A 26663-nucleotide genomic window follows, 5' to 3' on the forward strand; every position below is an offset into this window, starting at 1 on the left:
TTTGTAGACGGGAGCTTTTCATTTTTTTGAAGCTTGGAAGTAAGGGGGAGTAAAGATGAGTAACGAGGAAGAGAAGAGAAAGAGATTCGAACTTCTTATGAAACAAGGTCAAGTTCCACCCGCACTTATACAATCTCATTTCATGGACGGATATATTGAACAAGTAGAAATTAGTCGGAGTAGTCAAGAGTGGGTCATTAGTATCATCAAAGAAACACTCATTCCGGGTGAGGTATATCGAGCATTCTGTCTCAAAATTCAAGAGAAAATGCAGCATATTGCCAAAATCAGTTTTATTATAAAGTATATTGATAAGGTTCCTGCAGCTGACATTGTGGATACGTATTGGGATTTATTTATAGAGTGGGTGCAACGTGAAGTTCCTTCGGTAAATGGGTGGATGGTGAGAGCCTTACACGAATTAGACGGGGATCAATTGTTATTAAAAATGACAGATGCCATGACGTTGGAATTAGCGAAGAAGAAACAAATAGATCAGGCCATTACACGTTACTATGTACAGCACTTTGCACTACCCTTACGAGTTAAACTTCTCATTGGAGATTCGGCAAAAGAAGTTCAGAAGGAATTCCAACAGAAGCGACTTGAAGAAGAACGCGAAGTTGTTCAGAACATGATTAGTAGCATGGAAGCAGAAGCTCAAAGTTATGATGAAGATGCAGGGGACGTTAGACTTCAAGTGGGTTATGACATCAAGGAACCTCCAGTTCCGATTCAGGAAATTCAAGACGAAGAAAAGAAGATTACAATTCAAGGAACTGTATTTGGCCTTGACCGGAAGGAACTGCGTAACGGCAGTACTTTATTCATGTTTAATATCACAGATTTTGGTGACTCCATGCAAATGAAGATGTTTGCTAAGACCAAGGAAGATCTACGGGTTATGAATCTGCTTGAGAATGGGAAGTGGGTAAAAGCACGGGGACGGGTGGAACTAGACCGCTTCATGCAGATACCGGAACTGGTTATGATTCCTTCAGATTTGAATGAAGTACAAGCACCTCCAACCCGCAAGGATAATGCACCTGTGAAGAGGGTAGAGTTCCATTTACACACAACCATGAGTACGATGGATGCAATAACACCTATTGGTGAATATGTCAAAACAGCAGCAAAATGGGGACACACAGCAATTGCCCTTACGGATCATGGTGGGGTTCAAAGTTTCCCAGATGCAGCCAAAGCTGCTAAAAAGAACGGGCTAAAGATGATTTATGGCGTAGAAGCGAATGTTATTAATGATGCTATTCCGATTGTACTTCAACCACAGGCGATAGACCTCAAGACAGCGACCTTTATCGTATTTGATATCGAGACCACAGGTCTATCGGTGACCCATAGTAAAATTACAGAGTTGGCAGCTGTCAAAATAAAAGAGGGTAAAGAGATCGATCGTTACGCTACCTTTGTGAATCCACATGAGAAGATTCCATACCATATCCAACAGCTTACAAACATTACAGATGAGATGGTCAAAGACGCGCCAGATCTTGAGCCAGTTCTACATGAATTTGTGAAGTTTGCTGAGGATGGCATTCTAGTCGCCCATAACGCTAGATTTGATGTAGGGTTCATCCAAGCATCTCTGAAGGAATATGGAATGTCTGAAATGACGAACCCTGTTCTGGATACATTAGAGCTTGCACGTCTGTTATACCCAGGAATGAAGAATCATCGTCTTAACACATTGGCGTCTAAATACAAGGTTCTGCTTGAAAGCCATCATAGAGCGATAGATGATACGATTGCGTTAGTAGGTATATTGAATGGTTTACTTGTTGATGCTGATAAAATGAAAGGGATCACGATGTTAGATCGTCTTAACGACTATGTGGGTAAGGATCTATCTAATGCCAGACCCTTTCATTGCTGCATATATGCGCTTAATATGACAGGTAAGAAAAACTTATTTAAACTTATCTCTATGTCACATACGGAATATTTCAAGCGGGTTCCGAGCATACCTAGATCTAAGTTAGAAGAAATTCGCGAAGGACTGCTTATTATTTCTGGGTGCGAAAAGGGCGAATTATTCGAAGCGGTATTGAACAAGTCTGTAGAAGAGGCAGAAGACGTGGCTCAATTCTACGATATCTTAGAAATTCAACCATTAACGATGTACATGCATTTGGTGGAAAAAGGACTTGTAAACAGTGCACTAGAGTTGAAGACCGCTGTGAAAAGGATATGTGAAATTGGGGAAAAGTTAGATAAACCAGTCATTGCAACGGGAAATGTCCATTACTTAGAACCACGAGAGAAGCTGTTTCGTGATATTGCAATCAATGGAATTACCGGCTTTAGCCCACTGAAAGATATTCGTAAGCCTGATGCTCATTTACGTACAACGGATGAAATGCTTGAAGAGTTTGAGTTTCTTGGGAAGAGCAAAGCTACAGAGGTTGTGGTCACTAACACTGTTGCACTAGCAGAACGATTTGAAGAGATTCAACTGTTCCCGGATAAGTTATATACACCGATGATGGAAGGCGCTGACGAAGAAATTCGTAATACCTGTTATGAAACAGCGAAGAGTATTTATGGCGAAGATTTACCGGAAGTGGTGATTGCACGATTAGAGAAGGAATTAGCACCCATTATTAAATTTGGTTTCTCTGCCAACTATCTCATCTCTGAACGTTTAGTTAAGAAATCCAATCAGGATGGTTATCTAGTAGGCTCACGGGGGTCAGTAGGGTCATCAGTGGTGGCTACTTTTCTAGGAATCTCTGAAGTAAATCCATTGCCTGCCCATTATATTTGTAAAAATGAAGAATGCAGACATAGCGAGTGGTTTCTTGATGGTAGTGTGCCTAGTGGATTTGATTTACCTGATAAGACCTGTCCTGATTGTGGAGGATTACTGAAAGGTGAGGGTCAGGATATTCCATTCGAAACTTTTCTTGGATTTAAGGGTGATAAAGTTCCCGATATTGACCTTAACTTCTCTGGTGAATATCAGCCAACAGCCCATAATTATACGAAGGTACTCTTTGGGCCAGATAATGTATTCCGGGCAGGTACAATTGGTACCATCGCAGAGAAGACAGCATTTGGCTATACCAAAAAGTACGAAGAAGAACATCAGAAGCATTGGCGTGGAGCAGAACTAAGTCGGCTTGCGGCTGGATTTACAGGCGTTAAAAGAAGTACAGGGCAGCATCCAGGGGGGATTGTAGTTCTTCCTGACTATATGGAAATTGAAGATATCACGCCAATTCAATACCCAGCGGATGATCAGAGTTCGGAGTGGAAAACAACTCACTTTGATTACCATGCCTTTGATGCTAACTTATTGAAGTTAGATATTCTAGGTCATGATGACCCGACCATGATGCGGATGCTACAAGATCTAACGGGTGTAGACCCGACAACCATTCCTATGAACGACGCTAAAGTAATGAGTTTGTTCAGCTCCACAGATGCACTTGGTGTTACGCCCCAGCAGATAAGAACCCCAGTGGCCACTTATGGGATACCTGAGATGGGAACTAAGTTTGTACGTCAGATGTTGATTGAAGCACTGCCAACGACGTTTGCGGACTTACTTCAAATATCAGGATTATCACATGGAACGGGTGTATGGCTCGGGAATGCACAAGAATTAATTAAAAGCGGTACTTGTAATATTAAAACGGTTATTGGCTGTCGCGATGACATTATGCTCTACTTGATTTATAAAGCCGGTATGGATGCAGGGCTTGCATTTACCATCACGGAGAGCGTTCGGAAAGGTAAAGGGCTATCTCCGGAGTGGATCGATGAGATGAAAAAATGTAAAGTTCCAACTTGGTATATTGATTCTTGTCTTAAGATACAATACATGTTCCCGAAGGCGCATGCTGCGGCTTATGTCATCTCAGCTGTTCGTACTGCTTATTTTAAATTAAATTATCCGATTGAATATTATTCAACTTACTTTACAGTCCGTGCTGAGGATTTCGACGCTGATATTTTCTGTCAGGGATATGATGCTATTTATCGTCAAATCCAAGAAATTGAGCAAAAAGGTTTCCAGGCAACGACTAAAGAAAAGGGTATGTTGGCTATTCTAGAAATGGCACTTGAAATGACAGCACGTGGCTTTCGATTCAATAATGTTGATCTATATCGTTCCGAGGCTACAAGTTTTATAGTGGATGGAGATTCATTAATCCCGCCATTTGCAGCCATTCAAGGCATTGGAGATAATGCAGCTCGAAATATAGTGGCTGCTCGTAAAGATGGAGAATATTTGTCCATTGAGGATTTCCAACAAAAATCCAAGACTGGTAAAGCAATTGTCGAAGTATTAACCCAATTAGGGTGCTTCAGAGGTCTTCCTGAGAGCAATCAGCTTTCTTTATTCTAGAAAATAAAGTAGCTACGTGGAGGTTCTAGAGCCCTTATAGGTCAAGGGTAGTCAAGGACAGATACTTGTCAGTGTTGGCAGACTATGTTATAATTTTTATTGGTAATCATGGAGATAGAACCGTTGTTTAAAGAGTGGGGCAACCCACTCTTTACTCTTTGGTATATAGGATATTGAAAGTCTTGGAGGTTATAGTCTTTGAGCACACCGAAGATAAAAAGTATCGTGGAAGAAATGATACAGCCATTTTTGGATGAACATGCGTTCGAACTTGTCGATGTGGAATATGTAAAAGAAGGAAGTAATTATTTCTTGCGTATTTTTGTTGATAAAGAAGGCGGCATTGATATTGATGACTGCGGCTTAGTTAGCGAATATATGAGCGAGAAACTGGATGGAAATGACCCTGTAACTGATGCTTATTTTCTTGAAGTATCTTCCCCAGGTGCAGAGCGCCCACTGAAGAAAAACACTGATGTGCTAAAGGCTGTAGGCAAGGATGTGTTTGTCACTGTATACGAAGCGCTGGACGGTCTCAAGGAATTTGAAGGCCGGCTTATTTCGTTTGAGGATGATGTACTTCTCATTGAAGTCGCTAAGAAACAAAAGAAAATGCAGTATAGTGTTCCATATGATAAAGTAGCCAGCGCTAGGTTGGCCATTATTTTTTAAAAATATTAGATATATATAATAGAGGTCTAGTATTTCATCGTAAATGTATGGTGCTGAAGGATAACTCATAGTTAAAAATGACTATCCTTGGCACTGTTAAGAAAGGGGGAACTACATTCCAATGAGTATGGATTTTATTGAAGCAATGAATGAACTGGAAAGAGAAAAAGGAATTAGTAAAGATGTATTGTTCGAAGCTATAGAGGCTGCGCTAATTTCGAGCTACAAGCGTAATTTTAATACGGCGCAGAATGTAAGAGTTGATATGAACCGCAATACGGGGGTAATAAAAGTATACGCCCGCAAGCTGATTGTGGAAGAAGTTCTTGATCCACGTACAGAGATTTCAGTACCGGCAGCACGGGAGATTAATCCACATTTCCAGCTGGAGGATATTGCTGAAATTGAAGTAACACCTCGTGATTTCGGACGTATTGCAGCTCAGACTGCGAAGCAGGTAGTGACTCAACGTATACGCGAAGCAGAACGGGGACTTATCTATAACGCTTTTGTAGACAAAGAAGAAGATATTGTCACAGGAACGGTACAACGTCAGGATCAGCGGAACGTGTATGTTGACTTGGGTAAAGTGGAAGCACTCTTACCATTAAACGAGTTAATGCCAAATGAGAAATTCAAACACGGTGAACGGACAAAAGCGTATATCACTAAAGTTGAGAACACCACTAAAGGACCGCAAATCATGCTGTCTCGTACACATCCCGGTCTTCTCAAACGTCTGTTTGAACTCGAAGTTCCAGAAATTTTTGATGGTGTTGTTGAAATTCGGTCAGTAGCACGAGAAGCGGGATTCCGTTCCAAAATTGCAGTTTATTCACGTAACGATGAAGTGGATCCTGTAGGTTCTTGTGTAGGGCCTAAAGGTGTTCGTGTACAGACTATTGTAAACGAACTGCGTGGAGAAAAGATTGATATCGTGCGCTATTCAGATCAAGTGGAAGAGTATGTAGCTAATGCTCTTAGTCCTTCTAAAGTGTTGGAAGTCCATGTGTTTGAGAGTGAGAAGATGGCTCGTGTTGTTGTGCCTGACTATCAATTATCTCTAGCTATTGGTATTAAGGGACAAAACGCTCGACTAGCCGCGAAGTTGACTGGATGGAAGATCGATATTAAGAGTGAAACTCAGGCGGAAGAAGAATTTGGTAGACCTAAAACTTACGCTGAGGAAACACATCAAGATTCAATCTCTGTCGATTAATCTCCAGTCAGGACGGAGGTAGTAAGATGAAACAAAGAAAAGTGCCGTTACGCAAATGCGTGGCATGCCACGAAATGATGGCGAAGAAACAACTGATTCGCATCGTAAAAACACCGGAAGACGAGGTGCTCATTGATCTGACAGGTAAAAAGTCAGGACGTGGAGCGTACTTATGTGGTAAAGTATCCTGCTTTAAGCTGGCACAGAAGAATAAATCTTTGGATCGCGCTCTAAAACATCATGTAAATTCTGAAATTTATGAGCAACTTGCAGATGATTTTATAGCTGCAGAGGATCAATTTCTGATTCAAAAGGAGAATTCTAATGATGAATAAGACGCTTTCGCGTCTTGGTCTAGCCATGCGTGCAGGAAAAATTGTTACTGGTGATGAAATTGTGCTCAAAACAATTCGTTCTTCAGAAGCCAAACTAGTTGTTTTGGCGGGTGACGCCTCGTTAAATACACAAAAAAAGTTTCGCGATAAATGCGGAACATACAAAATCCCTCTGTTGATCGGATTTGACCGCGAAAGTCTGGGCACAAGTATAGGAAAGCCAAATCGCGTTGTGCTGGCAATTACGGATCAAGGGTTCGCTGAAATGATCTCCAAACCAATGGAGACAATGTCGGAGGTGGAGTATATTGAGTAAACAAGATAATAAGGATAAGACACGCGTATATGAGTATGCTAAATCGCTCAATATGAGTAGTAAAGAAATTATCACCATTTTGAAACGACTTGATATTCCTGTAAACAATCATATGAGTGTTATGGAAAGTGAGTCCGTCAACAAAGTGGAACAGTTCTTTAAAAACATAAAGTCTAACGCAGCAGCTAAAAGAGACAGCGGTGATAATCGTGTAACCGCATCAACGTCATCTAGTAACAATGGGTCAGCAGGAATGGCTAAGGATGAGACTCCAGAGCGTAAACAGGAGTCGGTATCTACTAGTGCAGTGAATTCCACAAATGACCAAGATCAGACAAAAAAACAACAGGAAAAGCAGGTAGGTATGAACAATAATCCGAGTAACAATAATAGTGCAGTATCGTCAACGCCGCAAACAAGTCAAGGGGCTTCCAGACCTCAGAGCAGTTCTAGCTCGGCAAGACCTCAAAGTAACGCTGGAACAGCAAGACCGCAAAGCAGTACAGGAACAACACCAAGACCTTCCACATCCCAAGGCGGTCAAAGAACGACAGGACAACAGGGTAGCCAATCATCTAATCGTAGCAGCTCTCAACAAGGTGGAGGACAACGTACAAGTAGTACAAGTAATACAAGTAATACAAGTGCTCGTCCGCAAACGCAAAACCGTGCTGGTGGAACTGCCCAAACGACAGATAGCTCAAAACAAGGTGTGAACAAGAACCGTCCAGGAAACTCAGGCAACAATGGTGCTAAACGTTATGATGATAACAAGGGTGGTAATTTCAGAAACAATCGCGGTGGCAGAAATAACGGTAGAGGTAAAAACCAATATCAAGCTGAACGTCGTGAAAAAGTTGATAATACACCGAAAAAAATCATTGTTCGTGGTGCTATGACTGTTGGTGAATCTGCTAAGCTTCTGCATAAGGATGCTTCGGAAGTCATTAAAAAGTTAATTACAATGGGTGTTATGGCAACCATCAATCAAGAGTTAGATCTTGAAACAGTACTTCTTCTAGCTGCTGAATTCGGCGTGGAAGTTGAAGTGAAAATTGCGGTAGAAGATGATCGCTTCGAGACTGTTGAAGAAATTGATGAAGAGAGTGATTTGAAATCTCGTCCTCCTGTAGTAACTATTATGGGTCACGTTGACCATGGTAAAACGACACTATTGGATGCTATTCGTTCTACGAATGTAACAAGTGGCGAAGCTGGGGGTATCACGCAGCATATTGGTGCTTATCAAGTAGAAATTAACAATAAGAAGATCACTTTCTTGGATACACCAGGTCACGAAGCATTTACAGCTATGCGTGCACGTGGATCTCAGATTACAGATATCGCAATTATTGTTGTCGCTGCAGATGACGGCGTTATGCCACAAACTGTAGAAGCAATTAGCCATGCTAAAGCGGCAGAATTACCGATTATCGTTGCAGTTAATAAGATCGATAAACCGGGCGCTGATGCGGATAAGGTGAAACAAGAATTAACTGAGCATGGTCTAGTTCCAGAAGAGTGGGGCGGAGATACGATCTTTGTAAATGTATCTGCAAAACAAAGAATGGGACTTGAAGATTTGCTTGAAATGATTCTGCTTGTAGCAGAAATGAACGAATATAGAGCAAATCCTGACAAACGTGCTCGTGGTGCCGTTATTGAAGCGGAACTAGATAAAGGTCGCGGTCCAGTAGCACGTGTACTCGTACAACATGGTACACTTCGTGTGGGTGATGCATTTGTAGCAGGTAACTGCTTCGGTCGTATTCGTGCCATGGTGAATGATAAGGGTCGTCGTTTAAAGGAAGCGGGTCCATCGACGCCTGTTGAAATTACAGGTCTGACTGAAGTTCCGCAAGCTGGAGATCCATTTATGGTATTTGAAGATGAACGGAAAGCACGCTCCATCGCGGACAAACGTTCTATTACGCAACGTCAATCAGAGATGGGTAGCAACGTTCGTGTAACGTTGGATGATCTGTTCCAACACATTAAAGATGGCGAAATTAAAGGACTTAATGTCATTATCAAAGGTGATGTTCAGGGTACTGTAGAAGCACTTAAGAGCTCCCTAGAGAAAATTGAAGTAGAAGGCGTTCGCGTCAAGATCCTTCATAGTGGTGCAGGTGCGATTACAGAATCGGATATCATTCTTGCGGCTGCTTCGAATGCGATCGTCATCGGATATAACGTCCGCCCAGACAATCAAGCCAGCATAACAGCGGATCAAGAAAAAGTAGATATTCGCTTACATCGCGTTATCTATAATGTTATAGAAGAAATTGAGCAAGCTATGAAGGGTATGCTCGATCCAATCTTTAAAGAAAAAGTTATTGGCCATGCTGAGGTTCGTAGCACATTTAGTATCAGTAAGGTGGGTACTATTGCAGGCTGCATGGTAACTTCAGGTAAAATTGCTCGTAATGCTGAAATTCGCTTGATAAGAAACAGCATTGTTATTCATGAAGGCAAAATCGATTCACTTAAGAGATTTAAAGATGACGCGAAAGAAGTTGCCCAAGGTTATGAATGTGGGATTACTTTGGAAAGCTATAATGACGTCAGAGAAGCCGACGTTATAGAAGCGTTCATCATGGAAACTGTGGAACGCAAGTAGAGAGGTGAATTTACATGGCTAAAATAAGAACAGGGCGTGTTGGAGAGCAGATTAAGAAAGAACTGAGCCAACTCGTCCAAAGTGAGTTGAAAGATCCACGTATTGGTTTCGTCACTATCACTGGTGTCGAAATCACTAATGATCTCTCACAAGCAAAGATTTACTTAAGTGTACTTGGGGATGAGGATCAGAAGCAGAATACGTTAAAAGCATTAGAGAAAGCTAACGGATTTCTTCGCTCGGAGCTAGGTAAACGAATTCGGTTTCGGCATACACCAGAACTTTTCTTCAAAATTGACGAGTCTATTGCTTATGGCAGTCATATTGAGAAGCTACTAGGTGAAATCGATAAGAATGAGTAACACTAATGACAGTTTTAAAGGAGACGGCGATGCAGACCTATGAACAAGCGCTTGAGCAGGCTAAGGAATATTTGCTGAAGCACGATGATTATCTTGTAGTGTCGCATGTACAGCCAGACGGAGATGCAGTCAGTTCCACGGTAGCCGTGGGCTGGCTTCTCTCATGTCTAGGGAAGAAATTTACCATGATTAATGAAGGTCCGATTCCGCAGCGAATGCTGTTTCTGACAATGGCGGATCAAATTGAGAACATGGAGATTCATCCTCCCTTACGCACGTATCAGCATGTTATATGTGTAGATTGTGCTGACTTTAAGCGCGTAGGTCTAACGAATCAGTTGTTTGCTGAAGATGCTCTTATTCTGAATATAGATCATCATCCTACGAACAATGGCTATGGACAGGTTAATGTTATTAACGCAGACGCAGCAGCGACCGCCGAAATATTATATGATCTGCTTGGGCTGTTCGATGTAAAGTGGACGAAAGAGCTTGCTACAGCCATCTATACAGGGATTCTTACGGATAGTGGTGGATTTCGGTATTCAAATACCTCTCCCAAAATTATGGGTATGGCATCAGATTTGTTAACGTATGGAGTGAATGGCCCTGAACTTGCTGAGAACTTACTGGAGGAGATGACTCTCCCTCAAATGAACATACTGGTCAAAGCATTAAATACGCTTCAAATGTCATCAGACGGTCAGATTAGTTGGGTTCACCTAACGCCTGCGGATATGTTGGAGTGTAGTGCAGTCAATGAGGAGCTTGAGGGTATCGTGAATTACCCACGTAATATTCGTGGGGTTGAAGTCGGTATTTTCTTTAAAGTTATTGATGATCATGCAGTGAAAGTAAGTTTACGATCTGCTGGAAAAGTGGATGTTGCTGAATTAGCGCAAACATTTGGCGGTGGAGGTCATGCAAGGGCTGCAGGGTGTCGAATGGAAGGTACCTTGGATACTATAATTTCACAGGTGATTGAGCGGGTGAGGACTTTATTATGAGTGAACTTGAAGGGATTCTTGCAGTCTACAAACCAGCCGGCTTCACATCGCATGATGTAGTAGCCAAAGTTCGCCGGATTCTACGTATGAAGCGTATTGGTCATACGGGGACGCTAGATCCTCAGGTAACGGGCGTACTGCCGCTATGCCTAGGTAAAGCTACTCGTGTCGTTGAATACATGCAAGAGCTCCCTAAAGAATATCAGGCGACATTACGGCTCGGCATGGCTACGGATACCGAGGACTTCACAGGAGAAATTACTGAGCAAGTAGAGCAGGTCACAATTACCAAGGAACAAGTGGAGGAAGTGCTTCATTCATTCCATGGGATTATATCTCAGGTTCCTCCAATGTATTCCGCAGTCAAGGTTGATGGTAAGCGTCTGTATGAGCTTGCTCGTCAAGGCAAGACTGTTGAGCGGAAGAGTCGTGAAGTCACAATATATGAGATTGAAATGACGGATATCAGGTTAGAAGGACCTTATCCTGAGATTTCCTTTCGGGTGTTGTGTTCTAAAGGGACGTATATTCGGACGCTTTGTGTTGATATTGGACGAATGCTGGGACTACCTTCGGTTATGGTAAAGCTAGAGCGGACGAGCTCTGCAGGTATTATCGCCGACAAGTGTCTGAGTTTCGAAGATATTGAACGGTATATGGAAGATGGATCCATTATTTCACATTTGATTCCTGTGGATCAGGCGATCACTCATTTACCCGCACATACGGTATCTGATGATAAAATATCTGCTGCTCTTCAGGGCCAGCGGCTTTCATATAAGGCAGTTATACCCGAAGTAATCCATTCTGACCCCCTTCGTCTATACGATGGGACAGGAAGATTTCTCGGTATATTTCAACGACAGGAAGAGACCGGAGCGATTGCTCCTGTCAAAGTCTTTTTGCGAGAATAAAATGATTTAATGATCTCATGACACGTGATGTTATTTAATGGAATTGCAGGTGAAAAAGTTGTGAAAACTGTCCTATTATCATATCCCCTCTCATCCGAAATGGTTCGTGAGTGTCCACTATCTCAGGTGGTTGCCATCGGCCAATTTGATGGACTACATCGAGGACACGCCTCTGTGATCTCTACAGCTATTTCTTTGGCACAGGAGAAGGGTGTTCCCTCGGCAGTTCTAACCTTTAATCCACATCCTAAAGATGTTATGGGCAAAGGTGATTATGAGGGGTACTTAACACCTCTTCAAGATAAACAAGAATTCCTTGCTAGTATGGGGATCGATACGTTATATGTCGCTCAGTTTGATGAAGAGTTCTCTCGTGTTAGTCCATTGGATTTCTATAGAGGCGTTTTGCTTCCTTTGAACATCAAGATAGCAGTTGTCGGATTTGACTTCCGCTTCGGATATATGGGTGAGGGAAATGTGGAGATGCTTAGTGAGATGGGACAAGGAGACATGGAAGTTGCATGTGTCCCCCCGTTTCTGGTCGATGGTGAGAAGGTAAGTAGTTCAGCTATTCGTAAATCGCTCCAAGCAGGGCATATTGAACAGGCCAACAACTGGTTTGGTCGTTTCTATCGCATAACGGGTACGGTTATTGATGGTGAGAAGAGAGGTCGAACAATTGGCTTTCCTACAGCTAACTTGTCATTAGATGATCGATACGTTATTCCTGCTAAAGGTGTATACGCGATTCGTGCCTTGTATAAAGGGAACTGGATTTTGGGAGTTATGAATTTGGGAGTTAAGCCAACTTTTCATGAACAAAAAATTGCACCTAGTTTTGAAGTTCACTTATTCCATTTCAACGAGAATATTTATAAAGAACATCTAACGGTGGAGCTCGTGTATTATATTCGTGAAGAACGTCGTTTTCCTTCTATACAAGAATTAATTACCCAGATTCAAGCAGATGCTAAGCAAGCGGAGCAGCTACTTATGACGCTAGAGTAAGTTTTTGAATGACATTTACTTTATACAGATAGATATGCTATACTGATTAACGTCATTAAGACTATGACACATGACCTTAGCTTGGTTATACGAACTTCACCGACGTTAACGAGGCTAACGGCAATTATATTGAAGGAGGTGAATAGCAATGGCATTAACTCAAGAACGTAAGCACCAATTAATCGACGAGCATAAAACTCATGAATCCGATACTGGATCACCAGAAGTGCAAGTTGCTATCCTTACTGAGAACATTACGAATTTGACAACTCACTTTCGTACTCACAAGAAGGATCATCATTCCCGTCGTGGATTGTTGAAGATGGTTGGTCAACGCCGTAGACTATTGAAGTACTTGAAGAACAAGGATGTTAGACGTTATAGCGCACTTATCGAAAAACTCGGATTGCGCCGTTAATAATCCAATAGATTTAGTAAATGCAGCCTGGTTGTTAACCGTATGTCCTTTTAGGAGTGACTGCGGGGCAACCGGGTTGCTTTTTATGTAGGTGTATATGAAATTTATAGGATATGGAAATACTATGGATAAGTAGAAGCGGCTTTACACACTCTGTACAGGAGCGGTATCCGTTTCACAATAATTATAAGAAGACAGGCTATATGAGCCTCACTACTTATAATTTAATAAAGGAGGGATTTCATGGAGAATCGAGTTGAAATGCAATTAGGTGGAAGAACTCTGATCTTGGAAACAGGACGTTTTGCTAAACAAGCGAATGCTGCAGTGATGGTTCACTATGGTGAGACTGTAGTTCTGTGTACAGTAACAGCTTCTAACGAACCTAAGGATCTAGATTTTTTTCCATTAACGGTTAATTATGAAGAAAGACTGTATGCTGTTGGGAAAATTCCAGGTGGATTTATTAAACGTGAAGGTAGACCAAGTGAGAAAGCAATTCTTTCAAGTCGTCTAACTGACCGTCCTATTCGTCCGTTATTCCCTGAAGGATTCCGTAATGATGTACAAGTTCTTAATCTTGTTATGAGCGTGGACCAAGATTGTGCACCTGATATTGCGGCAATGATCGGTACATCTGCTGCACTTAGTATTTCCGATGTTCCTTTTAGTGGACCTATAGGCGGAGTTGCCGTTGGACGTAAGGATGGTCAATTTATTATTAATCCGAACACAGCAGATCAAGCCGTTAGTGATCTTTATTTGGTCGTTGCAGGAACGAAAGACGCGATTATGATGGTGGAAGCAGAGGCCAACGAAGTGCCAGAGGAGATTATGCTCGAGGCAATCATGTTTGGTCATGATGAAATCAAGAAAATTGTGGCGACAATTGAAGAGTTAGTTGCAAAAGCCGGGAAAGAAAAGATGGCAGTTAAACTTCATGCAGTGAATGATACTGTCAATAATGAAGTTCGAGAATTTGCAGCAGCTCAGCTTAAAGAAGCTGTTAAAATTTCTGAAAAACATGCACGTCAGGATGCTATTGACGCTATTAATGAAGCTACGGTAACTTTATTTGAGCAGAAGTACATAGAGACTCCGGAACTCATGAAAGATGTCAAGGAAGTGCTTCATGACATAGTTAAGGAAGAAGTAAGACGTTTGATTACACATGATAAAGTGCGCCCAGATGGACGGAATTTGGATGAAATTCGAAAAATCGAATGTGATACCAATATTTTACCACGTACGCATGGAACAGGTTTGTTTACACGCGGTCAGACACAAGCCCTCAGTGTATGTACGTTGGGAGCACTTGGAGATGTACAAATTCTTGATGGTATCGATCCACAGGAATCCAAACGCTTTATGCATCACTACAACTTTCCTCCGTTCAGCGTAGGTGAAGCACGTCCTCTTCGCGCTCCAGGTCGTCGTGAAATTGGACATGGTGCTCTTGGTGAACGTGCAATGTCTAAAGTTCTACCTTCTGAAGAAGACTTTCCTTATGCAATTCGTCTAGTATCTGAGGTATTGGAATCTAATGGCTCAACTTCACAAGCTAGTATTTGTGCAGGTATTCTTGCCATGATGGATGCAGGTGTTCCGATTAAAGCACCAGTAGCTGGTATAGCTATGGGACTAATCAAAGATGGAGATCATGTATCGATTCTATCTGACATTCAAGGAATGGAAGATCATCTTGGCGATATGGACTTTAAAGTCGCAGGAACAGCAGCAGGCGTAACAGCTATTCAAATGGATATCAAAATTGATGGTATTGATCGTGCCATTCTTCATGAAGCTTTGAATCAAGCTAAAGAAGGTCGCATGTTCATTCTAGGTAAAATGATGGAAGCCATTCAACAACCTAGAACTAACCTATCTCAATATGCTCCTAAAATCATGACAATGCAGATCAACCCAGATCGTATTCGAGATGTTATTGGTGCAGGTGGTAAAATCATCAATAAAATTATTGAAGAAACCGGTGTGAAGATTGATATCGAACAAGATGGTCGTGTCTTCATTGCATCTACGAATGAAGAGATGAATCAAAAGGCTAGAGGAATTATTGAAGGTATCGTTCGTCAGGTTGAAGTCGGTGAAATCTATGTGGGTACAGTGAAACGAATTGAGAAATTCGGTGCATTCGTAGAAATACTTCCAAATAAAGAAGGCCTGGTTCATATTTCTCAACTATCGACAGAACGTGTCGCTAAGTGTGAAGATGTAATCGCGATAGGTGATTCTATTACGGTCAAGGTAACTGAAATTGATCAACAAGGACGTATTAATTTGTCCCGCAAAGCGACATTAACTGTATAATCATGTAGCAGACAGTGTATTTCGAAATTAATCAAATAAAGGAAAGAGGCAGAAAGGTAAACTTCTGGCTCTTTTTTTAAATATAAGGGTTTTAATTCATATCAGCGCTTACTGAAATAAATAAATTACTGCTGATCTTTATTTCTATTAGAAACGGTTATCTTCCCTTTAAGGATGGTGAATCCGTTTCTTCTTGTAGAACTCTTTATTCATATTCCCTATAGGTTGTTCATATGATTGGACAAAGGTGACAAGGGAGATGAAAGTTCCATGTATACGAGAAGAATCGCGGTTATCCTTGCTTGTTTTACGATTGTCATTGGATTAGGTCAAGCAGGTAGTATTCGGCAATTTATTGAGGAGGGACGCCTCACTTTTGTCTCTAGGGATACCTTTAAACAAGTGGAGGATACTTCTGACATAGATCCGTTATATCAACAGATTAAAGATAAGGCTACTCAGACTAGAATTGAACCTATTGACGCTAGGTTAGATCGAGTGTGGAAAGTAATTCCTGGATATAATGGAATGGAATTAGATGTGGAAGCAACGTATAAATTGACCGAGAATAAAGGTCGATCTACCCCTATAAGATATATCCATCGTGTCCTTATACCGAAGGTGTCCATTGCTGATCTAGGCGCAGATCCGATCTATCGTGGTAACCCAAATAAGCCTATGGTTTCACTGATGATAAATGTGGCGTGGGGAAATGAATTTATTATACCCATGCTTGATATTTTGGATCAGGAAAAGGTAAAAGCCACGTTCTTTTTCGATGGTAGTTGGTTGAAGAAGAACATTGATCTTGCTAAAGTTATTCAGCAAAGAGGTCATGAACTTTCGAATCATGCTTATTCTCATCCTAATATGAGTCAGTTAAGTAAGGAACGTGCTGTAGCAGAGATAAGTAAAACGCAACAACTACTTAAAGATCAATTGGGTGTCGATAATCTTTGGTTCGCCCCTCCTTCAGGAGATTTCAATGATAACACTGTGAAGATCGCTCGTGAGCTTGGAATGTACACTGTACTATGGACTTTAGATACTGTGGACTGGCGTAAGCCTTCTCCTGAGTCCATTGTAGACAAGATTTCAAGCAAAGTAGAACCAGGAAATCTGATTCTAATGCATCCAACCTCGTCATCCTCGAGAGCACTACAGGGAATAATTCAAGCAATTAAAGGAAAAGGTCTGGTACTGGGTACCGTAACTCAGACGTTGTCTTCCGAGCGGGTAGATAGAGATACAGTTGAGTGAGTCGTGTTTTTTATGATACGATAAGGATTGGTTTATGAGATTAGAATGAAATAGCTTGCGGATGATGATAGGAGGCCTTTCTATTGGAACGAATAAAACTAACTAACGGCCTTAGAGTAGTTATGGAGAAAATCCCGAATTGTAGATCCGTGTCTTTCGGAATATGGGTCAAAACGGGGTCGCGAAATGAGAATGATGATAACAACGGAATCTCTCATTTCATTGAGCATATGCTATTTAAAGGGACAGAACGCTTTACCGCTAAAGATATTGCAGAACAATTCGATGCTATTGGTGGCAATGTAAATGCCTTTACTTCCAAAGAGTATACTTGCTATTATGCCAAAGTGCTGGATGAGCATCTTCCGATCGCTGTAGATGTGTTATCAGACATGTTTTTTCGCTCGAAGCTAGATGATGAAGAGCTGTCGAAAGAGAAGAACGTCATACTAGAAGAAATTTCAATGTATGAAGATGATCCCGATGATCTGGTTCACGATCTGATGGCTAAAGTAGTATATGGAGATCATCCACTAGCGTATCCAATCCTAGGAACCAGAGAGCGTCTAGAATCAATGAACGCTAACGACTTAAGATGTTATATGGACAAACATTATACGATAGAGAATACGGTCATAAGTGTGGCTGGTAATATTGATGAGCACCTAGTAGAACTGCTAGAACGTCACTTTGGTGGATTTGATATCCACAGTACTGAAAGTGAAGTCATCGTTCCCAGCTTTCATAGCAATCTTTTGTTTCATAAAAAGAAGACAGAACAGAATCACATTTGTATCTCTTTCCCAGGATGTTCGAATGAGGATAAGCGGCTGTATGCTATGGTATTGTTAAATAATACGCTAGGTGGCGGAATGAGCTCACGATTGTTTCAAGAAATACGTGAGAAGCGGGGATTGGCGTATGCAGTCTACTCTTATCATAGCGCTCATGCAGACAATGGTTTATTCACTATTTATGCCGGTACTGCTCCGAAGCAGACTAAAGAGGTTATGGATTTAACCAAAGAGGTACTGTTGGACGTAGCTACTCATGGTATTACCGAAGATGAGTTACGTAAAGGTAAGGAACAGTTAAAGGGCAGTCTTATATTGAGCTTAGAAGGAACAGGAAGTCGTATGAATCGTCTAGGCAAGAATGAGTTGATGCTCGGTAAACACTACACGCTAGATGAAATGATTCATAATATTGAGCAAGTATCGATGGCAGATGTGGATTCGGTGCTTGATCTGATGTTTAGTGAGCCGTTGTCTATAGCTATGGTAGGTAATTCAGACAAAATGATTACAGGAGTAGGGAGAGATGATTTTGTTACATTACGTTCAAATTCATAAATTTTCGGGACACGAGGATATCAAACTACCTGAGAAAATGTCTCAACTTGCCTCAGGGTTTGATTTGTATGCAGCTGTAGAAGAGGAATGTGTGTTGAATCCTGGTGAACGGAAATTAATACCTACAGGTTTTGCCATTGCTATGCCTCAAGGGCTTGAAGCGCAGATCCGACCTCGGAGTGGTCTTGCACTTAAACATGGTATTACTTGTTTAAATACACCAGGAACCATTGATGCAGATTATCGTGGTGAAGTTAAAGTCCTCCTCATTAACCTGGGGGATGTTCCTTTCACGATTGTTAGAAATGAGCGAATTGCTCAAATGGTGTTTCAAATTGTACCTGAAGTAGCTTTGGAAGTGGTTGATGAGCTTTCAGAAACCGTTCGGGGAGCTGGCGGATTCGGTCATACAGGAAAATCATAATGTAAGTAAATGTAATAAGCTTGTGGCTTTGCCTTTAAAAAGGTAGGCTACAGGCTTTTTTTTGTTCACCCCTCATTCGCCTGTAGCATATTATGCGTGTATAGAACACGTATTGTGAAAGGAGCGACATTATGCTGACAAGAGTCAGAATGGTGTTCCTAGGCGGAGATGCGAGGCAGATCGAAGTAATTCGGAAGTGTTCGGATTTAAACGCCTCGGTGGGTATTGTCGGGTTTGAAGACTTGAAAGACCAATTAGTAAATATTTCCAGAACTAAATTGTCTCTTAAGTTATTAGAGACAGCTAACTGTCTCGTATTACCCATGATAGGGTGTGATGATGAGGGGAAGGTTAATACGTTATTCTCTTCTGATTCTATTGAGTTGACGGATGAACATTTCGCTGCGTTGTCGCCAGAATGCACGATTTACACAGGTATGGCTAAATCCTATCTAAGGAATGTCTGCACTCGGTATGGGATTAAGCTTGTTGAATTGCTTGAGCGTGATGATGTAGCTATTTATAATTCTATCCCTACAGCAGAAGGCGCATTGATGATGGCGATCCAGAACACTGACTTTACGATACACGGGTCGAATTGTATCGTTCTGGGAATGGGTCGGACAGGATTTACGATGGCAAGAAGTTTGCAAGGTTTGGGAGCGAATGTGAGGATGGGAGTACGATCTGTGGAGCACTTTGCTAGGGCGACTGAAATGGGCTGGGATCCTTTCCTGACAAGGGATTTGGAGGGTGTAGTGGGCAATATCGGCTTGCTTTTTAATACGATACCGACTATGATAGTCACAGCACAGACCCTGTCCAAAATGCCCTTAAGTGCAGTCATAATTGACCTTGCTTCGGCCCCTGGCGGATGTGATTTTCGTTATGCAGAGAAGCGGGGAATTAAGGCGCTGCTTGCTCCTGGTCTACCCGGTATCGTAGCTCCCAAAACGGCTGGTATTATCATTGCCAATACATTGGTACAGTTGATTTCGGACGGAAAGAAGATTCGGGGGGATGGGCAATGAATTGGAAGGGCAAGACTGTTGGTTATGCAATAACGGGTTCTCACTGTACTTTTGAAGAGGTAATGCCGCAAATTATGCGTTTTGTAGAATTGGGCGCCAACGTCGTTTCGATAGTGTCAAATACAGTAACAACCACCGATACACGTTTTGGTACTTCACAAAATTGGTTGAAACAGTTGAAAGATATAACGGGTAATGATATTATTTCTACAATTGTTGAGGCCGAACCACTAGGGCCTTCCAAATTGTTGGATGTGCTGGTCATCGGACCCTGCACTGGCAATACGACAAGTAAGTTAGCCAATGCTATGACGGATACTGCGGTGTTAATGGCAGCCAAAGCTCAAATGCGTAATGGTCGTCCTTTGGTGCTGGCTATATCTACGAATGATGGGCTTGGCTTGAACGCAGCGAATATTGCTAAATTATTAGTGACGAAGAACATTTACTTTGTTCCTTTTGGCCAGGATAATCCTGAACAAAAGCCGAATTCTCTCGTTGCTAAGATGGATCTTATTCCTGAGGCTTGCTATTCCGCGTTGCAAGGAGTTCAACTGCAACCTATGATTATCGAACGGTTTCATTCAGCTTAGAACTTATAACTTATATGGATTTAGAAAAATGTCTTAATTGATAAGGGGAGATACGGCATAATGAGCAATCAAAAGTTTAATGTGGCGGTTGTAGGAGCGACAGGAGCAGTAGGGCAACAGATTTTGGGATTATTAGAAAAACGTGATTTTCCGGTTGCTAAGCTAAAGCTACTATCATCTGCACGTTCTGCAGGAACTGTCATTAACTTTAAAGGCATAGACATACTAGTAGAAGAAGCTACCCCTGATAGCTTTGACGGCATTGACATTGCGTTGTTTAGTGCTGGTGGAGATGTAACTAAGGAATTGGCACCTCATGCTGTTAGACATGGGGCAGTATGTATTGACAACACGAACGCTTACCGCATGGATCCGAGTACACCGCTTGTAGTACCAGAGGTGAATCCGGAGAAAATTGATGAACATGTTGGAATTATTGCAAATCCGAACTGTTCCACAATCCAAATGGTAGCTGCATTGAAACCATTGCAAGACACGTATGGTATTTCTCGTATCATCGTTTCTACCTATCAGGCTGTATCCGGTGCAGGTAACCAAGCTATTCAGGAATTGCTTCGTCAAAGCAAAAATGTGCTTGAGGGACATGATGTTCAACCTGATATACTTCCTGTAGGATCTTTGCCTGTGAAACACCAAATTGCCTTTAATGCGATTCCGCAAATTGATAAATTTCAAGAGAATGGTTATACGTTAGAAGAGATGAAGATGGTTAACGAAACGAAGAAAATCTTAGGCGATACTTCAATTGAAGTAACAGCGACCTGTGTTCGTATTCCTGTCGTGTATGGTCACTCTGAATCGGTATACGTAGAACTGAAACAAGATTATGATCTTAATGCAGTTAAAGAGCTTCTTGCGAATTCACCAGGCATTACATTGGTGGATGATCCAGCTTCACAATTGTATCCTTTAGCTACTGAAGCTGCTGGTAAACCAGATGTATTCGTTGGACGTTTACGCCGTGATTTAGGGCATAACTTAGGTCTTAATATGTGGATTGTATCTGATAACCTCTTGAAAGGTGCAGCTTGGAACGCTGTACAAATTGCTGAAATCATAGTTTCAAAGCATTCTGGACGTGCATAGGGGATATGAAGGATATGGGAATGCGCATCTTAGTTCAGAAATTCGGTGGCACTTCACTCTCCTCACCCCAGGCTAGAGAACATGTATTATCACACATTAAGCGGGAGCTAGCTCTCAGCTATAATCTTGTTGTTGTCGTGTCTGCTATGGGGCGAAAAGGAGATCCATATGCTACAGATACCCTTCTTGATTGGGCTGTACAGAATGGGGATTCATTACCTGATCGTGAAAAAGATTTACTACTCTGCTGCGGTGAAATTATATCCGCAGCTACATTGTGTAGCCTACTCCAAAATGAAGGTATATCTTCAACCGTTTTGACCGGGGCGCAAGCTGGTTTTGTCACAGATGATCATTTCGGAAGCGCACGTATTTTAGACGTTCGTCCTACTCGAATTATTGAGGAGTTTAAGACTCATAAAGTGGTTATTGTGACAGGATTTCAAGGTCAGAGCGAGTCGGGGGATTTCACTACGCTTGGTAGAGGTGGAAGTGATACTTCAGCTACAGCGTTAGGTGCAGTATTACATGCTGAAATGGTTGATATTTATACAGACGTTAATGGTGTATTGACAGCAGATCCAAGGATCGTTGAAGATGCTAAGCCATTAGCTTATGTTAGTTATGCTGAAATATGTAATATGGCTTATCAAGGTGCCAAGGTTATTCATCCAAGAGCTGTAGAAATTGCAATGCAGGCTCAGATACCTGTACGAATACGTTCAACATTCTCAGAGAGTGAAGGCACGCTAGTTACACATCCAGAGGGATTCCAAGACGTGCAGTCTGGTATTCTAGATCGTTATGTTACAGGTATAGCCTACGTTAGTAATGTGACTCAAATAACTGTAGACTGTGAAGATGGGATGAGTAATCTGCAGTTGAAAGTATTTAAGTCGATGGCGGAAAATTCTATTAGTGTTGATTTCATTAACGTGACACCTAAAGGGGCAGTCTATACGGTATTCGACCATGATTCAGAGCGAGCAATTACAGCACTGCAAGATATGGGTTTCAAACCAAGTAGCTTATCCGGATGTGCCAAGGTTTCCGTAATTGGCGGTGGAATTAATGGCGTTCCTGGTATAATGGCTAGAATAGTAGAAGCTCTGAGTGAGCATCATATTCAAATATTACAATCGGCGGATTCCAATACGACCATATGGGTACTTGTCAAAAAAGAAGATATGGTGCAATCGATGCGGGCGCTACACACGAAATTTCAACTGCATCGGTAACGCAGTATTGTGATAGATATATCAAGTTTACGCTGTTTTTTAGGAGGAAAAAAAGTGGACTTTGGAAGATTAATCACAGCTATGGTAACCCCTTTTGACAAACAAGGTCGTATTAATTGGAATGAGACTTCCAAATTAATTGATTATTTGATTGAAGAACAGCAATCAGATTCTTTGGTCATTGCTGGAACAACAGGTGAATCACCAACGTTAAGTGATGATGAGAAGTTGGAGTTGTTTCGGTTTGCTGTTGAGAAGGCGAATAACCGGTGTAAGATCATTGCAGGTACAGGCTGTAATAATACAGCACACTCAATCCATATGACCCAAGAAGCTGAGAAACTGGGTGTCGATGGTCTTTTGTTGGTGGTTCCTTACTATAATAGACCTAGTCAAGAAGGCGTGTTCCGGCATTTCGAAGCTATTGCGAACAGTACAGAGCTACCTATAATACTCTATAATGTACCCAGTCGTACAGTAACTAGTCTATCGGTAGACACAACCCTTCGTTTGGCAGAGATTCCTAATATCGTGGCTACTAAAGAGTGTGCATCGGTAGATCAAGTGACTCAATTAGTTGCAGGTGCGAACGAGAAATTCAGAGTTTACTCTGGAGATGATTCAGCAGCTCTTCCAACATTAGCTGTAGGAGCTTATGGGATTATTAGTGTTGCGAGTCATATTATAGGTGTTCCTATGAAGAAGATGATAACGTCATATCTCGAAGGTGACATCAAAGAGGCTGCTCGTCTTCACCAGCAACTGTTTCCTGTGTTTAAAGGACTCTTTGAATCCCCAAGCCCACTTCCTAACCCATCAGCCGTTAAATATGCTCTTGAGCTGCTTGGGCATCAAGTAGGGGACGTGAGACTGCCACTGATTTCGCCCAATGAGGAAGAGTCAGAATTCATCAAAAAGTTAGTTTCTTCGTTATAATTATTAATGATGTATTTTTGATTAATAGCGGTAATGAAGCGCCTCCGCGGAGGTGCTTTTTTCATAAATAAAGGCTTCGCCGATGGGGAAACCTAATGCTTACATAGATGATGACTTGTTTTTTCGCTTTTTAATCATGTATAATGATGTCAAGTGACTGGGTGCGGTATATTTTTGAAATATAATATAAATGATGGTGCGACGTCCAAAACCATACAGGAGGGTAAGATTCAATTGTCTAAAAAATTAAATAACGATAAATTGACGATATTTGCTTTGGGCGGCGTCGGTGAAATCGGGAAAAACATGTATGTCATTCAATATGGAAATGACATCATTGTAGTGGATTCCGGATTGAAGTTCCCGGAAGAGGATATGCTCGGAATTGATATTGTTATTCCTGATATTTCCTATTTGACAGAAAATCGTGACAAGGTGAGAGGCATATTGCTGACACATGGACACGAAGATCATATCGGTGGACTACCTTACGTGTTGAAACACCTGAACGTTCCGATTTATGGAACGAAACTAACGCTTGGTTTGGTGGAGAACAAATTAAAAGAAGCTAATCTTCTTGGTGAAACAAAACGTATTTTAATTGATGAAGATTCCGTAGTTGAAATCGGTACAACAATGAAAGCTACCTTCTTCGGAACAAACCATAGTATTCCTGATTCTGTAGGGATTTGCATCGCTACTCCTGAAGGAAATGTTGTTCATACTGGGGACTTTAAGTTCGATCATTCACCAGTTAATGGTCAATTTGCGAACTTACAACGTATGGCTGCTATTGGACAAGAAGGGGTATTAGCTCTATTATCCGATAGTACGAATGCTGAGAAACCAGGCTTCACTCCTTCGGAACGTAATGTAGGAGTAGTACTTGAGGATATCTTCCGTAAGTCATCCCAACGTGTCGTTATAGCGACATTTGCCTCGAATGTGCATCGTATTCAGCAAGCTTTGAATGCAGCAGAAGCTACAGGACGCAAAGTGACTGTTATTGGTCGCAGTATGGTTAATGTAGTAGCGATCGCATCTGAATTAGGTTATTTAAATGTGCCAGATGGCATGTTGATTGAACCTGAAGAAGTGAATAAGATGGCGGCAGATCGCGTAGTTATTCTGTGCACAGGAAGTCAAGGGGAACCAATGTCAGCGCTAACACGTATGGCTCGCTCTACACACCGTAAAGTAGATATTTTACCTGGAGATACAGTAATTATTGCAGCTACACCAGTACCAGGTAACGAGAAGTATGTTGGACGCACAATTGATGAATTATTTAAATTGGGTGCTAATGTTATCTACAGTGGTACGCATCCAGGGGTTCACGTATCAGGTCATGGTAGTCAAGAAGAATTAAAGCTGATGCTAAATCTAATGAAGCCGAAATTCTTTATTCCAATTCATGGTGAATTCCGTATGCAACGTCGCCATTCTTTACTCGCTCAAGAAGTAGGCGTTGATCCTGCTAATATATTTATTACAGAACTTGGTGAAATCGTTGAAATTATTAACGGATCAGCACGCAGAGCTGGTAAAGTCACCGCAGGTAATGTATTGATTGATGGGCTAGGCGTTGGTGATGTAGGTAATATCGTATTGCGCGACCGTAAACTACTTTCTCAAGACGGTATTCTTGTCGTTGTGGTCACATTGAGTAAGCAAGATGGTAGCATCATGTCAGGACCTGACATCATCTCTAGAGGATTTGTCTATGTAAGAGAATCCGAAGGGTTACTTGACGAAGCGAATCGGATTGTCTCCAGTACGCTTCAGAAGCTTATGAGTGAGAAAGTGAATGAATGGGCCTCCCTTAAAACAGGAGTAAAAGATGCATTGGGACGTTTCTTGTACGAACAAACTCGTCGTAGACCGATGATTCTTCCCATCATCATGGAAGTATAGAATTTACAAACGAATAATCGACTAGATATAGTGCAAGCACACAGTCGCCCCTTTTTCGCAGGCAATATTGGACGGTTCCCTGCGGAACAGGGGCTTTTTTATGCGCTCATAGGGTATAAATATAGTCTCCTTTCTCCCATACTAACGATATAGTTGAGAAAAAGGAGAAATACAATGACAAGCAATTCCCATGGTGAAAATCAAGAAATAAATGCTAAATCATCTGATGAGACAGAACTTCCTGGGCAGTTGCCACCCTTGCAAGAAGAAGCTCAAGTTGTAAATACCATTCAACAGTTAGGACAAACAACGGTACCGAACAGTGAGTCAAATATTTTTTGCATGACAATTATTGGTCAAATTGAGGGGCATATCGTATTACCTCCTCAGAATAAAACGACTAAGTACGAACATATTATTCCTCAGCTTGTAGCCGCAGAACAGAACAAAGATATCAAGGGATTACTTATTGTGTTAAATACAGTAGGTGGAGATGTAGAGGCAGGTCTTGCGATTGCAGAGATGATAGCTTCGCTAACTAAGCCTACGGTTACCGTTGTTATTGGGGGAGGGCATAGTATCGGCGTACCGATTGCAGTCGCTTCTAGCTATTCTATTATTGCTGAAAGTGCAACCATGACGATCCATCCTATTCGTCTAAATGGATTAGTGATTGGTGTTCCTCAGACTTTTGAGTATATGGAGAAGATGCAAGAACGGGTTGTTCGGTTTGTTACATCTCATTCTCGAATTACAGAGAAGAAATTTAAGAAGCTGATGTTCCAGACAGGGGAGCTTAATCGAGATATCGGGACTGCTGTTGGGGGATTAGACGCTGTTGAATATGGATTGATGGATGAGGTTGGTGGTATTGGTCAGGCATTGGCCAAACTTAATTTCATGATTGAAGAACAGCAAAAATTAGTTATACAGGGAAGGGTGCAGTAATGACACTTTATACGATTATGCCTATAGAGACAGTATGGGCAGGGAGCCTAAAGGAGCCTGAACAAACAGCTGACATCCAAATAAATGGTATTCTAATGCAGGTCATGCCAATGGCTAATAATTCAGCACAAATTGTTAGGCTTCTTCATTGTTCTTTAGCTGATTACTTGAATCCAGCCTACGCCCCTGGACAAATGATTAGTTATCTTCCTTACTTGAAAAATGAGACTTTAGACTGAAAAACAGAACATAGGTACCCACGGATTTATATGGTATAATGTTGTTCCGG

Annotated in this window: 23 protein-coding genes; all 23 read left to right on the forward strand. The window is 41.6% G+C overall.

The genetic code is table 11. The annotated features are described in order from the left end of the window. The first annotated feature begins 55 nt into the window (after window positions 1-55). The 23 genes from J2T13_RS16080 to J2T13_RS16190 all read left to right on the forward strand — a co-directional run bounded on the left by J2T13_RS16080 (window position 56) and on the right by J2T13_RS16190 (window position 26613). Window positions 56-4372, forward strand: coding sequence for a PolC-type DNA polymerase III (locus tag J2T13_RS16080; RefSeq protein ID WP_429373021.1), 4317 nt, complete (start codon window positions 56-58; stop codon window positions 4370-4372). A 198-nt stretch (window positions 4373-4570) separates the two neighbouring features. Then, a complete protein-coding gene (gene rimP, locus J2T13_RS16085) occupies window positions 4571-5044 on the forward strand; it encodes a ribosome maturation factor RimP (RefSeq protein WP_429373023.1) in 474 nt (157 codons plus the stop codon). Window positions 5045-5165: 121 nt separating this feature from the next. Continuing rightward, entirely contained in the window at window positions 5166-6263 is a 1098-nt protein-coding gene (gene nusA / locus J2T13_RS16090; protein WP_429373025.1) for a transcription termination factor NusA, read from the forward strand. Window positions 6264-6289: 26 nt separating this feature from the next. Next, window positions 6290-6598: an RNase P modulator RnpM gene (gene rnpM / locus J2T13_RS16095; protein ID WP_429373027.1), complete on the forward strand. Its 309-nt coding sequence runs from the start codon at window positions 6290-6292 to the stop codon at window positions 6596-6598. Continuing rightward, window positions 6591-6914: a L7Ae/L30e/S12e/Gadd45 family ribosomal protein gene (locus J2T13_RS16100; protein ID WP_429373103.1), complete on the forward strand. Its 324-nt coding sequence runs from the start codon at window positions 6591-6593 to the stop codon at window positions 6912-6914. Before rnpM ends, J2T13_RS16100 begins: the two co-directional genes overlap by 8 nt. Beyond that, window positions 6907-9534 carry a translation initiation factor IF-2 gene (gene infB / locus J2T13_RS16105; RefSeq protein ID WP_429373029.1) on the forward strand — a complete coding sequence of 876 codons (2628 nt, stop codon included), beginning with the start codon at window positions 6907-6909 and terminating at the stop codon, window positions 9532-9534. Before J2T13_RS16100 ends, infB begins: the two co-directional genes overlap by 8 nt. A gap of 14 nt (window positions 9535-9548) precedes the next feature. Beyond that, window positions 9549-9896: a 30S ribosome-binding factor RbfA gene (gene rbfA, locus J2T13_RS16110; RefSeq protein ID WP_429373031.1), complete on the forward strand. Its 348-nt coding sequence runs from the start codon at window positions 9549-9551 to the stop codon at window positions 9894-9896. Between the two features lie 29 nt (window positions 9897-9925). Next, the gene (locus J2T13_RS16115) at window positions 9926-10903 is read left to right on the forward strand and encodes a DHH family phosphoesterase (protein WP_429373105.1); all 978 of its coding nucleotides are present in this window, start codon (window positions 9926-9928) and stop codon (window positions 10901-10903) included. After that, entirely contained in the window at window positions 10900-11817 is a 918-nt protein-coding gene (gene truB, locus J2T13_RS16120; RefSeq protein ID WP_429373033.1) for a tRNA pseudouridine(55) synthase TruB, read from the forward strand. Before J2T13_RS16115 ends, truB begins: the two co-directional genes overlap by 4 nt. A gap of 27 nt (window positions 11818-11844) precedes the next feature. Beyond that, entirely contained in the window at window positions 11845-12825 is a 981-nt protein-coding gene (locus J2T13_RS16125; protein WP_429373107.1) for a bifunctional riboflavin kinase/FAD synthetase, read from the forward strand. A gap of 148 nt (window positions 12826-12973) precedes the next feature. Beyond that, on the forward strand, window positions 12974-13243 hold the full coding sequence (gene rpsO / locus J2T13_RS16130; RefSeq protein ID WP_429373035.1) for a 30S ribosomal protein S15: 270 nt from the start codon (window positions 12974-12976) through the stop codon (window positions 13241-13243). Between the two features lie 243 nt (window positions 13244-13486). After that, window positions 13487-15571, forward strand: coding sequence for a polyribonucleotide nucleotidyltransferase (gene pnp / locus J2T13_RS16135; protein ID WP_429373037.1), 2085 nt, complete (start codon window positions 13487-13489; stop codon window positions 15569-15571). Between the two features lie 270 nt (window positions 15572-15841). After that, a complete protein-coding gene (locus tag J2T13_RS16140) occupies window positions 15842-16831 on the forward strand; it encodes a polysaccharide deacetylase family protein (protein WP_429373039.1) in 990 nt (329 codons plus the stop codon). Window positions 16832-16914: 83 nt separating this feature from the next. Next, window positions 16915-18183 carry a M16 family metallopeptidase gene (locus tag J2T13_RS16145; protein ID WP_429373041.1) on the forward strand — a complete coding sequence of 423 codons (1269 nt, stop codon included), beginning with the start codon at window positions 16915-16917 and terminating at the stop codon, window positions 18181-18183. Then, on the forward strand, window positions 18158-18607 hold the full coding sequence (gene dut / locus J2T13_RS16150) for a dUTP diphosphatase (protein ID WP_429373109.1): 450 nt from the start codon (window positions 18158-18160) through the stop codon (window positions 18605-18607). Before J2T13_RS16145 ends, dut begins: the two co-directional genes overlap by 26 nt. A gap of 131 nt (window positions 18608-18738) precedes the next feature. Next, a complete protein-coding gene (gene dpsA / locus J2T13_RS16155) occupies window positions 18739-19638 on the forward strand; it encodes a dipicolinate synthase subunit DpsA (RefSeq protein ID WP_429373043.1) in 900 nt (299 codons plus the stop codon). Next, window positions 19635-20231, forward strand: coding sequence for a dipicolinate synthase subunit B (locus J2T13_RS16160; RefSeq protein ID WP_429373044.1), 597 nt, complete (start codon window positions 19635-19637; stop codon window positions 20229-20231). The genes dpsA and J2T13_RS16160 overlap by 4 nt, the downstream gene beginning before the upstream one ends. Before the next feature lie 60 nt (window positions 20232-20291). Then, window positions 20292-21338, forward strand: coding sequence for an aspartate-semialdehyde dehydrogenase (locus J2T13_RS16165; protein ID WP_429373046.1), 1047 nt, complete (start codon window positions 20292-20294; stop codon window positions 21336-21338). A gap of 20 nt (window positions 21339-21358) precedes the next feature. Then, window positions 21359-22576 carry an aspartate kinase gene (gene dapG / locus J2T13_RS16170; RefSeq protein ID WP_429373110.1) on the forward strand — a complete coding sequence of 406 codons (1218 nt, stop codon included), beginning with the start codon at window positions 21359-21361 and terminating at the stop codon, window positions 22574-22576. A gap of 54 nt (window positions 22577-22630) precedes the next feature. Next, a complete protein-coding gene (gene dapA, locus J2T13_RS16175) occupies window positions 22631-23512 on the forward strand; it encodes a 4-hydroxy-tetrahydrodipicolinate synthase (protein WP_429373048.1) in 882 nt (293 codons plus the stop codon). Between the two features lie 234 nt (window positions 23513-23746). After that, window positions 23747-25426 (forward strand): ribonuclease J, encoded by a 1680-nt coding sequence (locus tag J2T13_RS16180; RefSeq protein WP_429373050.1) that lies wholly within the window; start codon window positions 23747-23749, stop codon window positions 25424-25426. A gap of 174 nt (window positions 25427-25600) precedes the next feature. Then, window positions 25601-26374, forward strand: coding sequence for a ClpP family protease (locus J2T13_RS16185; protein ID WP_429373052.1), 774 nt, complete (start codon window positions 25601-25603; stop codon window positions 26372-26374). Continuing rightward, on the forward strand, window positions 26374-26613 hold the full coding sequence (locus J2T13_RS16190) for a YlzJ-like family protein (protein WP_429373054.1): 240 nt from the start codon (window positions 26374-26376) through the stop codon (window positions 26611-26613). Before J2T13_RS16185 ends, J2T13_RS16190 begins: the two co-directional genes overlap by 1 nt. Window positions 26614-26663 lie beyond the last annotated feature (50 nt).

The sequence above is a fragment of the Paenibacillus sp. DS2015 genome (assembly GCF_050433705.1).
Taxonomy (GTDB): Bacteria; Bacillota; Bacilli; order Paenibacillales; family Paenibacillaceae; genus Paenibacillus_AQ.